The following is a 12,396-nucleotide window of genomic DNA, read 5'->3' as shown; positions in this document are numbered from 1 at the left end:
CCTTAATCTGGCTTATTTCTTAGATTTAACTGGCTTATACACCATAAACTTATATTTTGCATTAAATTGATTTGCGCCAACTTTTATAGGCGATTCCTGCCAATCGTCATCGCGCGCTATAGTCCACAATCCATCATCTACAAGTTTTTGAATGTTTGGAGCAAACGTATCTGCTTCTACTCTAGTATCAATCTGAGTTACGTAGGCAGCGTCAACGATTTTTGAATTAATCACTTCTTTAAAGATTGCTCCGCCGCCAATAATCCAAATTGCTCTGCCATCTTTTGGCAAATCCGAAGAATCTACAAGCTCAATAGGATTATCTTCAATCCACTTTTTTGCGTAGCAGATTGCATCTTGTATATTTGTAAAGCTTTTCGCTCCATTTGGATTAAAATCTGGATTCCTAGAAACAACAATATTTTCGCGACCAGGAAGAGGCCTAAATTTTTCTGGCATAGCATCCCAAGTTCCCCTACCCATTATTACTGGGCAAGAGATTGTCATTGCCTTAAAATAGCGCAAATCTGGGGAAAGCCTCCAAGGCATGCCGCCATTAACACCCATTGCGCCTGCTAGGCCTTGCAAATCGTATGCCTGACCCCAAATTAAACGCACAGGAATATTGCTAGTCACAGTATTGCTAGTCATAAAACTCCTACGTAAATCTACTAATCAATTACTAAATAAAGCAAACAGTTAAACAAGCAAAAAGTCACACTGCTACAGGAGCTTTAATCGTAGGATGATGCTTATAATCAACAACCTTAAAATCGCTATAGTCGTAGCTAAAAATAGAATCAGCTTTATTAATTTCTAGCTTAGGATACGGGTACGGCTCTCGCGAAAGCTGCTCAAGCACTTGCTCTACGTGATTGTCGTAAATATGGCAATCGCCGCCAGTCCACACAAACTCTCCTGGCTCAAGGCCTGCCTGCTGAGCCATCATCATTGTTAAAAGCGAGTAAGAGGCAATGTTGAATGGCACGCCAAGGAACATATCGCAAGAACGCTGATAAAGCTGGCAAGAGAGCTTGCCATCGGCAACGTAGAACTGGAAAAGCGAGTGACATGGAGGCAAAGCCATATTCTCTACTTCCGCAGGATTCCAGGCGCTAACAATCATTCTTCTAGAATCAGGATGATTTTTAATAAGATCCATAACGTTTGCAATCTGGTCGATTGTGCGATTTGGATTTTGCTCTGTTGGAGCTGGCCAACTACGCCATTGAACGCCGTAAACAGGGCCTAAATCGCCGTTTTCATCTGCCCACTCATCCCAAATATGCACACCGTTTTCTTGCAACCAACGCACATTGCTGGAGCCTTTAAGGAACCAAAGAAGCTCGTATGCAAGCCCCTTAAAGAACACGGTTTTTGTTGTTATAAGCGGAAAACTCTTGCTTAAGTCAAAGCGAATTTGCTGACCAAAAAGAGATATTGTTCCCGTGCCAGTGCGATCCGATTTTAGCGTTCCTTCCATAAAGATTTTTCTAACTAAATCTTCGTAAGGAGTAGGAATATTGGATACTGGTTTTTGCGGCACGCGCGCGCGCAAATCTGCAAGTTCTTGTTGAGTTAAAGCCATACGCTTATTCTAGCATTAGCTAAATTCAACACCAGCAATGTATGTGCAAATAACTGTATATCTCTATATAATTGTTTTAGCTAAACACAACAACTGCAAAGGAGCAAAAATGGCTAGAAGAATATGGGTTGAGCGATTAGAAGACGGCTCTTGGATTGCAAAAAGCGAAGACGGAGCAACTTTGGAATTTGGCAAAGGCGAAGGACAATTCTCGCCTGTTGAGCTAATGCAAATAGCGCTAGCAGGATGCACGGCTTTAAGTAGCCAATATGCAGTTGAACACGCGATTGGAGAGGGAAAAGGCGCGCGCGTAGTTGTAAATGGCACTTACGACCCCGAAGAAGGAACTTACTTAAGATTCCAAGAAGACTTAACAGTAGACGCCACAAACGCAAAACCTGCGCTAACAAGCGAAGATGCACAAGCGCTAAAAGAACGCATGGAAAAGCATATTAGCAAGGGTTGCACAGTTAAGCACACGCTTGAGCGCGGAGCTGTTGTACAAGTTAGCGTAAATATTAGGCATTAATGGGAAGATTGGCGCAAGCGCTTTTAGAGCGCGGAAGAATCGCCAGCAACCTAGCGTCAAGAAAACGCCACTAATGTGGCAAAAAATAACGATTTGTGGCACAATGCTAAACACAATGCTACACTTTTAAGGTTGTTAGAGCTATTTATGTAATCGGAGGAAACTTTGAAAATCGCTATTTTTACGGAAACGTATCCACCATACATAAACGGCGTAGCAACGCAATCCTACATGCTTAAAAAAATGTACGAGGAACTTGGGCATGAGGTTCTTGTTGTTACGGTTGGCTCCGAAAAACAGCGTAAAACAAAGCTCGTAGACGGCGTTGTGTACGTTCCAGGTATTCTTTTAAAAAAGCTCTACAAATATAGGGTTGCGATTCCAATTGGAAATATGCGCAAAAAATTCCCGATTAACTTTAAGCCAGACATTATTCATATTCAAAACGAGTTTGGCATTGGAGAAATCGGCCTAGAAGTGGCCAAAAAAGAGCATATTCCAGTTGTGTACACGCTACACACCGAATACGATAAATTCCTGTTTTACATTGGCTTAAAGCATTTTACCGAGTTTTCAAGGAATATATCGGCAAAATATTTTACGCGATTTTCTAAAAACGCAACAATTATTACAAGCATGTCTTCTAAGGCTCAGGCTTATATTGACCGCCAAAAAGTTGACAAAAAGGTTGTTGTTCTTAGCAATGCCGTTGAATACAAAAAATTCTTGTCTACGCCAGAACGAATTGCTTTTAGAGAAGAATTCCGTAAAAAATACGGTATTGCAGATTCTACAAAGTTATTTGTTTTTGTTGGAAGAATTGGCGCAGAAAAGAACATTAGCGAGTTAATTGACAACTTTATGTACTGCGATTTTCCACGCGATTTGGCTCGATTGGTTGTTATTGGCGGAGGCCCTGATTTAGAGGACTTGCGCAATAAGGTGGCAAGCAAAGGTTTTGAAGATAGAATCTACCTTCTAGGGCCTATTGACCACACGCAAATTCCTAAGTATTTGCACGCAATGGACTACTACACCACCGCTTCTTTATCGGAGATGCATTCGCTTTCTATGCTGGAGGCAATGGCCTCTGGCTTATTTGCGCTTGTTAAGCACGACGCTCCTAACGAAAATCAGATTATTAGTGGCAAAAATGGCTATCAGTGGGATTCTAAAGAAGACTTTAAAAAAGTGTTTAGTCGCGTTCTTAATATGAGCCAAGAAGAGCAAGCAAAGCTAAAAGAAAATGTTCTTGAATACTCAAAGAACAATGATTTTAAAAAGCAAGCTCAAGAATTAATTAAGATTTATCAGCGCGCAATTAGCATTAATAATCAAGAAATGGCTAAAAAGCGTGCTGCTCGCGAGGCAAGACGAGCACGATTCTTGCTTAAGAAAAACTAAAAGCATATTAACAATACAAGTTTGAAAAAATCGCGTATAAAACACAATTAGTGCCTTATACGCGATTTATGTTTTAGCGCTTAGCGTTACTACTTAGCGTTACTACTTTAGTGAAGCGGATCGATTGTTTGCTCAATCTGCTTAGCTTCTTCTACACCAGCCTTTGGAACATCAACTTTATGAACGCCATTAATAGAGTCAATAGGCGCCGCGTTGCTACTAGCAATAGCCTGCTGAGCCACTTGCGCTGCGCTTAGCTCCACATACTTGCGTGGAACAACGTACACTGGCCTAGACGAATGCTGAAGCAAACCTTGGCTAATGGAGCCAAGAAGCAAACCAGTAAATCCGCCCCTGCCCCTAGAGCCAACAACAACCAAATCGTTGTTTAAGCTGGCTTGAGTCAAAGCGTTTACAGCAGATCCTGGAACCACGGAACGATGAATCTTTAGGTTTGGCAAACGCTGCAAAATCGGCTTTACGCGCTCATCAAGATCTTCCATATAAGATCCCATAACTGCCGTATCTCCCTCAGCACCCTGAACGCTAGGAACAGCGGAGATAACGTCTAACTGAGCATTCCAGCTATCTGCCAAGTCGGCAGCAATCTCAAGCGCTTTTAAGCCCCACTTAGATTCATCGGAGCCAACTGCAATCTTAGAAATCTTATTGTTCAAGTGAATTCTCTGACCATCATCGTCGGTGTATGGAACAACAACAATTGGGCAATAGGCATAAGCTGGTAGCGAAGAACTTGTTGTGCCAAGCAAACGCTCTGCTAATCCACCTTTTCCGCGGTTTCCAATAACAATAAGCTGATAGTTTCTAGAAAACTCCACAAACACGGAAGAAGGGTCTCCCGTAACAATAAGAGTTGTTGCGTCAACACCCTGCTCTAAAGCTACGGCTTTGGCTCTAGATAAAATCTCTTGCGCGTCTTGATGAGCAACATTATCGTCTCCAATGGCGGTATAAGTTGCATCAAAAGACACAGCCGCATAACTTGGCAAAGAATATGCGCAAACAATTTGAAGCTGCAATCCAGCGTGCTTAGCGTAATTGGATGCCCACCAAACAGCCTTATAGCTTGCATGAGAACCATCAACGCCTACAAGAACAGCTTTTTCTTGTGTAATAACATTCTGTGTCATCTAGATCCTCCTAGTATGCGCGAATTTTGCAACCTTTGCTTAAATACTACAATAGCCGTTTAATTGTTTTGAGTCTATTGCGACACAGCAGATTTACAATATAACAATATAAGATTAAACGCCACTTTTGCGCGCAAAAATAACTAGAAAACTCTGCGAATTGAATAGGCAGATGTAAAGACGTAAGGAATAGGACTATACTTTGTTCCGCCGTATTGCGAATTAATAACCATTCCGTTGCCTACGTAAATAGCAGCATGAGTGCCATTTGCAATAATGTCTCCAGGAGCCGCCTGATCCAGGCTTGGAACAGCTGTGCCAACAGTTGCTTGCGCACCAGAAGTTCGAGGCAAAGAAATACCCATATTGGCAAAAACATACTTTACAAAGCCCGAGCAATCCCAACCGGCAGGAGTTGTTCCGCCAGAACGATAAGGAACTTTGTCTACAAATTGAGCGGCAAAATTAAGCATTGAAGAAACAGAAGAGCCATCTGGAGGAGCAACAAAATAATTTTGCGACATTCCTCTAACGCCAGAACGGCTTGCTGCAAAATCGTAATCGCCAGCATTAGCGGCATTACGTGCATTTTCTGCGGCCACTTCTTCGGCACTCTTAGTCTGAGGAACATTCAAAGACTCAATACCACCCCAATGCGAATTAGAATCAACACTTGTAGAAGTGGATTCAGTAAGCAAATCTCGCTTAACAGAGGTGAGTTTAGGGAAAGAACGCGTAGAAGTAACAGCAGATTCTTTGGCAGAAGCATAAGCAAACGGAACCATAGTAGCAAGAAGCGTTACACATGCAGCGCCCGCAGCTATAGAAGAAAAAATCTTATTTTGCTTAATATTTTGCTTAACCATCATTAGCGATGTTAACACATTAACAATACAAAGCGGCAAAAACCGCGCAATAAATCAACAAAAGTTGATGAATCTAATCTTTATACTAGTAAAGTTTTAAAAGCCATAGTGGCGAATTTAGTAGTTAATTTAGTAGTGAATAAAATCAAAAGCAGAAACGTCTTTAGCACTAACAACTCTGGAATAAGTTCTACCATGATATTCAGCGCTAGATTCAGAGGTTTCTATAGAACCATCTTGATTAATCTTTTCTACAATTGCAACATGGCCATAATAGCGATTAACACCAGCCTGACCACGGCCAAACACCATAATGTCTCCAACGTGGCGAGGAGTATGATCAACCCAATAGCCGAGCTTACGAGCAGACCAGCCCCACATCCAGCCATCTCCCATATTGGAGCCAACAGGAAGACCTAACTGATGCCTGCGAATATAAACCCACCACGTGCATTGGCTGAATTCATAAGCGTTTCCAGAATCGCCAGAATCGTGATTTGGATTAAAGCCAGCTGGCAAAATCTTTGCATCTGAATCCATAAAAACAGCAACATTTGGATTATTTGCTGCCGACTTAGACATTTCCGACACTTTAAAATCGGAGATGGAACCCAAATCCCACTTAGACTTATGAGAAGACTTAGTAGAAAACGCATTTAAATCGGATTCAAGACCAGCAACAGCACTACTAAAGTTTAAATACTTACTAGCGCGATCAATGCTCTCTCTAGCACTAGAACGAGATGCTGCTTGAGCAGAAGAATCGTCTACAAAACTTAAATTAGAAGAATACGACTTAGAAGCCAAAGAATCCATATTATTAGGCTTGTTTAAAGTCATAGAAGTTAAAGCAGCTCCAACTAATGCAAACAAAGAAGCCGAAACAATCATACGATTCTTACGTTCTTTAGTAGCACGAGCCATTCTGCGCTGACGGCGTGTTAAAGGAACAGCAAATTCTTGTAAATCTACATTTTCCAAACCTACAACAGCGCCATTATTTGACAAAACTGCAGCAGCGCGATTTGTGGAAGAGGCATGCGAACCACGTACAGAAGCAAAAAGCATAAAAGGCGAACCAAACCGCCCCTTTGCTTTATTAGCGCCGTGCTCAGCATGCTTCATAAAAAATCGCTCCTAAAATCTTCTAAAGCGTATTCACAAATTTACACTTACAAACTTAAAGAATACAATGTGGTACGGATACAAAACACAGTACGCAATGCAATTCTTAAAATTGATATTGAACACGCAAAGATGTATGGTTAATCATATGAAGCTAGCACCAATTATTAATCCAGACGCACGCAGAGAAGCGCCAAAGCCGTTGCGCGTAGACTTGTGCAAAGCTTTTATGGCTGGAACAATTATTTGGCTAATAGCATCATTAATCACCGTTCTACTTGCGATTTTGCATTTTATACTGTGGTTTATTGCGGTGGTGTGCCTTAGCGGATTTGTAATTGGAATTTTGCTTTTAGTCTGGGAACACTTCGACCGCTGGGATTATAGAAGACTCGGAAAATAAGTCGCTTAATCTAATTTGCATCCGAATTTGCAAGCGAATTTGCAAGCGGAATAGCAAAGTTAACCGTAGTTCCCTGCCCTGGCCTACTCCACAATGTTATACTGCCATGATGCGTAAGAGCCACGTGCTTTGCAATAGCAAGACCCAATCCAACACCATCTTGGCTAGAATCATTTTGATTGCTCGACCTGTAAAAACGCTCGAAAATACGCGGCTGATCTTTTAGTGGAATTCCAATTCCAGAATCAACAACGCGAATCACAGCAAATCTATTATCGTTTGACTTTAAAACGCAGAGCGCCACACTGCGATTTTTGGGCGAGTAAATAATAGCATTTTCAACAAGTTTTCTAACAGCAACTATTATTTGGCTAGCATCTGCTAAAACGTTAATGGAAGAATCTGCCTTAACAATTACATTAACATTTTTGCTTTGCGCAAGGCTAGAAACCTGTGATTTAACTTCCTCCAACACTTTCAAAACGTTTACAACACTAGCCTTTGAAGAGTCTATAGGACTTTGCGCGCGCATAAGAAGCAGCAAATCTTCTAGCATATGCTCCAAGTGTTTAGATGATTTTTGAGCAGACGCAGCAACATCTTTAATACGGCTTGCACTAACATCTTTAGTTTGCAAAACATTAGTAAGACTGGAAATCATGCGTGTTGATTTAATAAGTTGATTAGAAACATTACTTATAAAATCGTTGCGAGTTTGCTCAAAGCGATGCGCTGCACTGGAGTCGTTTATAATAACAACAACCTTGCCTGCTCCAACGCTTCCAACCGTAACATTAAGCCAGTTAGGTCTAGAAATTGTAGAAGGATTAGACGCGGGTGCTGTAGAGCCAATTGCAGTAGGGTCAATTGTACCAGAATCGATTGCAGTAGAATCGATTGCAGTAGAATCGATAGGACTAGAGCCAACTTCGGCAGAGTCGGAGTCAATTGTTACATATTGTTTTGGCGTATAAGTCACCAAGTCAAAGCTTTCAGACCCTCCAGAGAAACGAACTTTATTTACGGCTTGTAAAACGCGCGGCGAAACAATCGAATCATCTAAAACAACGCCGAGAGTATAACTTTGCGAACTTGCGCGCAAAACGTCGTTATTTTTATCAACAACAATGGTTGCGCCTGGAAGCATAGCCAAAACCGCGCAAGCGTCGGAGCTAATATCTTCGGAACTATCGTCTAAATCAAAATCGGAATCGGAACCAGAATCTAAATCGCCAAAAGCTTTTTTTATCTTCTTAAAATTGCCTCTAAAAATTCGCTTAAAAATGCGCCTAAAATAACGCCTAATAGCTTTAAAAACGCGACTTAAATCGGATGTAAAAAACGGAACAAAAACATTGCGAAATGTTTGCAAAATAAAGTCAAATGCAAACATAACAACAACGATTGCAACGCAAAGTGCAATCAAAGCAAAAACAACAAACACCATTAAAGGCGAAGATGGCGAATCTTGAAGCATACTCTTAAAGAATACTCTAACGCGCTCACATTTAAGCGATTAATCTGTTTAAGCACGTGCGCACAGTAGTCTATAATTTATTACAGCAAGAATTTATTATGGCAAGTTTAAAAACGCGAATATGCTTCAAAATGCAAATCGCAAGAAAGGACACACCATGCGAGTGATTTTCAACGAAGAGATGAAGGCTGTTGCATCAAACATTGAACGCATGGCAGAGCTTGTTGCAAAAGCTATGAACAATGCTGGAAACGCGCTTGTAAACGCAGATATAGAATCCGCGCAAACAGTTATAGATAACGACGCAAAGTTAGACGCTCTAGAAGCAAACGTTATAGATCAATGTTTAATACTGCTTGCTCGCCAAAACCCAGTTGCAACAGATTTGCGAGAAGTAGTTGCAACTATGAGACTTGCTGCCACTTTTGAACGCATGGGAGATTTAGCTAGCCACGTTGCACAAATCGCAAGAAGAGATTGGCCAGAGCCTGCAGTTCCTAGCCAGGCAAAAGAAACTGTTGAAAAAATGGTTGACTTTTTGCATGTTCTTGCAGGTCAACTAACAGACATGCTTTCGAATAGAGACGTTAATGTAGCAGATGCTATTATTCACGGCGACGACGTAATGGATAAGTTGCACGAAGATATTTTTGCTCTTGTAGAAGGCGAAGATTGGAACGGCACCAGAAAACAACTGATTGACTTGGTGCTTTTAAGCCGATTTATGGAACGCATAGGCGATCATTCAGTTGCAGCCGCAAGACAAGTGGTATTTATTGTTTCGGGATTTGACCCAACTAAGAAGCCAGAACCAGATAAAGATACGGTTGTTGCATAAAACAAAATAAACAAAATAAACAAAAGTAGGTCTGCAAAATTAATTGCAGGCCTACTTTTTTAATCAAAACTAACTTAAACTAACAAAACTAACTTAAGCTAATCAAACTTACTTCTGGCCTTGAGCCGCAACGGCAGCAGCACCAGCAGCAGCAGCTTCTGGATCCAAATACTCACCGCGAGGCTTAATTGGCTTAAAGTTCTCGTCCAACTCGTAAAGAAGAGGAATAGCCGTTGGAATGTTTACCTTGGAAATCTCTTCTTCGCTCAAACCGTCGAGCATCTTAACAATTGCGCGCAAGCTGTTGCCGTGAGCTGCAATCATTACAGTCTTGCCAGACTTAAGCTCTGGAATAATATCGGACTCCCAGTAAGGAGTTACGCGAGTTACAACGTTTGCCAAAGCCTCAGTTTCTGGAACTGGATCGCCTGCGTAACGTGGGTCATTTGTTTGAGAATACTCGTCGTTTGGATCAATCTGTGGAGGTGGAGTTGCGTAAGAACGACGCCAAATCATAAACTTTTCATCGCCATATTCCTGACGAATCTCAGACTTGTTCTTACCTTGCAAAGCACCGTAATGACGCTCGTTTAAACGCCAGCTGCGGCGAACTGGAATCCAAAGGCGGTCGGCGGCATCAAGCGCGTAATTCGCGGTATTGATAGCGCGACGAAGCAAAGAAGTGAACACGATGTCTGGAAGAACGTTCTTCTCTTTAAGAAGCTCGCCACCATGCTTAGCTTCCTCAACACCCTGCTCAGTGAGAGGTACATCAACCCAACCAGTGAACTGATTGGTCTTATTCCATGCGCTCTGACCATGTCGGAGCAATACTAATTTGTATGTCATAATTACCTAGTCTATTAGTTTCGTACGACTACATGAATTAAATTTGACTTTACGTCAATTAGCGAAGAGGCTTTACGAGTGGGAATGTAATCGTCTCGCGAATGGTTGCGCCCGTAAGGGCGATTAGCAAGCGGTCAATACCCATTCCCATGCCGCCAGCAGGAGGCATACCAACACCGAGAGCCTCAATGAAGTCCTCGTCAATATCCATTGCCTCAACGTCTCCAGCCAAAGCGTCCTTAGCTTGAGCAACAAAGCGCTCACGCTGCACAACTGGGTCGTTAAGCTCGGAGTAGCCGGTTGCAAGCTCAAAGCCGCGCACGTACAAATCCCACTTTTCAACCATTCCTGGCTTTGTGCGGTGACCCTTAACAAGCGGGCTGGTTTCCACTGGGAAGTCGCGCACAAAGGTTGGCTCGTAAAGCTTATCTTCGTAGAAGTGCTCCCACAAGTGCTCAACCAACTTGCCGTGATTTTCCACTTCGTCGCGCTCAACGCCAAGCTTGTCTGCGATTGCGCCCAAATGCTCAACAGAAGTCTCTGGCGTAATTTCCTCACCCAAAGCCTCGCTAAGCGATCCGTACATGGTAATCTGCTTCCATTCGCCACCAAAATCGTACTCTTCACCGTTAAGCAAAGTCACCTTAGTGGAGCCAAAAGCGTCTACAGCAGCCTTTTGAATCAGCTCTTTAGTAAGATCGCCAATCGTATCGTAAGTACCGTAAGCCTGGTACGCCTCGAGCATTGTAAACTCTGGAGCGTGAGTTGCGTCCACGCCTTCGTTACGGAAATCTCGGTTAATTTCAAACACGCGGTCAATGCCACCAACCAAGCAGCGCTTAAGGAAAAGCTCTGGAGCAATTCGCAAATAAAGATCAATGTCAAAAGCGTTCATATGAGTTGTAAACGGACGAGCAGCAGCACCGCCGTGAACCGTTTGCAACATTGGAGTTTCGACTTCCAAGAAGTCGTGGCTGTCGAAAGTGCGGCGAAGAGAAGCCACAGCATGCGAACGCCTACGAACCATATCGCGAATCTTCTCGTCTGCAATCATGCCAATATAAGGCTTGCGCGTACGAGTATCGTCGCTTAATTCCTTGTGCAAAGCTGGGAGTGGCTGCAAAGCCTTGGCAGCAATTGCCCACTCAGTTGCGAATACGGAAAGCTCGCCAGTCTTAGAAGAAATCACGCGACCGCGCACGTACAAATGGTCGCCCAAATCTACCATCTGCTTAAAGCTCTTAATGGATTCTTCGCCGATTTCCTTCTTGGAAACCATTGCCTGAATCGTGGTGCCATCTCCTGCCGCAAGCTTAACGAAGCACAAGCCGCCAGCATTACGCAAGAAAAGAACGCGGCCAGCAATGCCAACCTCGGTATCGGTTTCTTCGCCAGCTTGAAGCTTGCCATCAAAATCGGCACGCACTTTTTCGATAGTATCTGTAACGTTAAGATGCACTGGGTATGGCTGCACGCCTTCCTTAAGCATCATCGCACGCTTTGCAACGCGCATTTGCACCTGCTCTGGGTGCGCAAGAGGACCAAACTCTTTATTGCTTGGATCAATTGCTTCATCCAGGCTTGCGCCTTCGTTTACACGCTTTGCAATAGCCTCATCTTGAGCAAGCAGCATTTCGGCATGCTCAACGGTGTCAATTTCATTGGCGTTGTCTGTTGATTCATTTTCTGCTGCGGCGTTTTGCGCGGCGAGCATTGTAGTATTCGTGTCACTCATAGACGCTAATTGTAGCCACTAGGGAATACAGCATGGAACGCAGTTAAGAGAGCAGTTATTTACATAGAGTTAAGCGAACACAATACAATATTTGTATGCGCCAACCTGTAACATTACGGACGTTGTTAGAACTTTGTACGCAGGTACTTTACGCAAGTATTTTGTACAAGTACTTTGCACAAGTGCTTTGTGCAAGTCTAACATCGGGCTGTAGCGCAGTTTGGTAGCGCGCTTCGTTCGGGACGAAGAGGCCGCGGGTTCAAATCCCACCAGCCCGACTTTTGTGACTTAAGCAGAAAACTTCCGCACTTTGTACCAGATTTGACCTAAATATGGTACAAAAAGCGGAACACAACTCCGCACTTTGTACCAGATTTGACCTAAATATGGTACAAAAAGCGGAAATGTAGGTCATGTCACTAGCGCGTTAC

General features: G+C 42.9%; 12 protein-coding genes and 1 tRNA gene. 5 read left to right on the top strand and 8 right to left on the bottom strand.

Annotated features, from left to right (window positions below; genetic code table 11):
- Positions 1–12: 12 nt before the first annotated feature.
- Entirely contained in the window at positions 13–636 is a 624-nt protein-coding gene (locus tag ACZ0NX_RS02775) for a dihydrofolate reductase (RefSeq protein WP_415695351.1), read from the bottom strand.
- 79 nt (positions 637–715) lie between these two features.
- Positions 716–1,588, bottom strand: coding sequence for a thymidylate synthase (locus tag ACZ0NX_RS02770; RefSeq protein ID WP_060787341.1), 873 nt, complete (start codon positions 1,586–1,588; stop codon positions 716–718).
- A gap of 109 nt (positions 1,589–1,697) precedes the next feature.
- Here ACZ0NX_RS02770 and ACZ0NX_RS02765 point away from each other — a divergent pair, with 109 nt between their 5' ends.
- Positions 1,698–2,117, top strand: coding sequence for an OsmC family protein (locus ACZ0NX_RS02765; protein ID WP_060787340.1), 420 nt, complete (start codon positions 1,698–1,700; stop codon positions 2,115–2,117).
- 165 nt (positions 2,118–2,282) lie between these two features.
- The gene (locus ACZ0NX_RS02760) at positions 2,283–3,521 is read left to right on the top strand and encodes a glycosyltransferase (RefSeq protein WP_464405353.1); all 1,239 of its coding nucleotides are present in this window, start codon (positions 2,283–2,285) and stop codon (positions 3,519–3,521) included.
- Between the two features lie 107 nt (positions 3,522–3,628).
- Here the strand turns inward: ACZ0NX_RS02760 and ACZ0NX_RS02755 are convergent, their stop codons facing one another.
- The 3 genes from ACZ0NX_RS02755 to ACZ0NX_RS02745 all read right to left on the bottom strand — a co-directional run bounded on the left by ACZ0NX_RS02755 (position 3,629) and on the right by ACZ0NX_RS02745 (position 6,663).
- Positions 3,629–4,672 carry a universal stress protein gene (locus ACZ0NX_RS02755; RefSeq protein ID WP_464405351.1) on the bottom strand — a complete coding sequence of 348 codons (1,044 nt, stop codon included), beginning with the start codon at positions 4,670–4,672 and terminating at the stop codon, positions 3,629–3,631.
- 143 nt (positions 4,673–4,815) lie between these two features.
- Positions 4,816–5,538, bottom strand: a complete 723-nt coding sequence (locus tag ACZ0NX_RS02750; RefSeq protein WP_415695350.1) for a C40 family peptidase — start codon at positions 5,536–5,538, stop codon at positions 4,816–4,818.
- 129 nt (positions 5,539–5,667) lie between these two features.
- A complete protein-coding gene (locus ACZ0NX_RS02745; RefSeq protein WP_464405349.1) occupies positions 5,668–6,663 on the bottom strand; it encodes a CHAP domain-containing protein in 996 nt (331 codons plus the stop codon).
- A 148-nt stretch (positions 6,664–6,811) separates the two neighbouring features.
- On the opposite strand from ACZ0NX_RS02745, the gene ACZ0NX_RS02740 reads away from it, so the two are divergent.
- Positions 6,812–7,066 (top strand): hypothetical protein, encoded by a 255-nt coding sequence (locus tag ACZ0NX_RS02740; RefSeq protein ID WP_060787382.1) that lies wholly within the window; start codon positions 6,812–6,814, stop codon positions 7,064–7,066.
- A gap of 10 nt (positions 7,067–7,076) precedes the next feature.
- Here ACZ0NX_RS02740 and ACZ0NX_RS02735 read toward each other — a convergent pair whose 3' ends face one another.
- Positions 7,077–8,543: a sensor histidine kinase gene (locus ACZ0NX_RS02735; protein WP_464405347.1), complete on the bottom strand. Its 1,467-nt coding sequence runs from the start codon at positions 8,541–8,543 to the stop codon at positions 7,077–7,079.
- A 157-nt stretch (positions 8,544–8,700) separates the two neighbouring features.
- Between ACZ0NX_RS02735 and phoU the strand changes: the two genes are divergently transcribed.
- Positions 8,701–9,381 (top strand): phosphate signaling complex protein PhoU, encoded by a 681-nt coding sequence (gene phoU / locus ACZ0NX_RS02730; protein ID WP_464405345.1) that lies wholly within the window; start codon positions 8,701–8,703, stop codon positions 9,379–9,381.
- A 108-nt stretch (positions 9,382–9,489) separates the two neighbouring features.
- Here phoU and ACZ0NX_RS02725 read toward each other — a convergent pair whose 3' ends face one another.
- Positions 9,490–10,230 (bottom strand): phosphoglyceromutase, encoded by a 741-nt coding sequence (locus ACZ0NX_RS02725; RefSeq protein WP_464405342.1) that lies wholly within the window; start codon positions 10,228–10,230, stop codon positions 9,490–9,492.
- A 58-nt stretch (positions 10,231–10,288) separates the two neighbouring features.
- Complete coding sequence (gene lysS / locus ACZ0NX_RS02720) at positions 10,289–11,965, bottom strand: lysine--tRNA ligase (protein ID WP_464405340.1); 1,677 nt, start codon at positions 11,963–11,965, stop codon at positions 10,289–10,291.
- A 204-nt stretch (positions 11,966–12,169) separates the two neighbouring features.
- On the opposite strand from lysS, the gene ACZ0NX_RS02715 reads away from it, so the two are divergent.
- A tRNA-Pro gene (locus tag ACZ0NX_RS02715) sits at positions 12,170–12,243 on the top strand.
- Positions 12,244–12,396 lie beyond the last annotated feature (153 nt).

This window comes from Gardnerella rara (assembly GCF_055452355.1).
The sequence above is the reverse complement of the archived record's forward strand: the minus strand, read 5'-3'. Positions and strand labels throughout refer to the sequence as shown.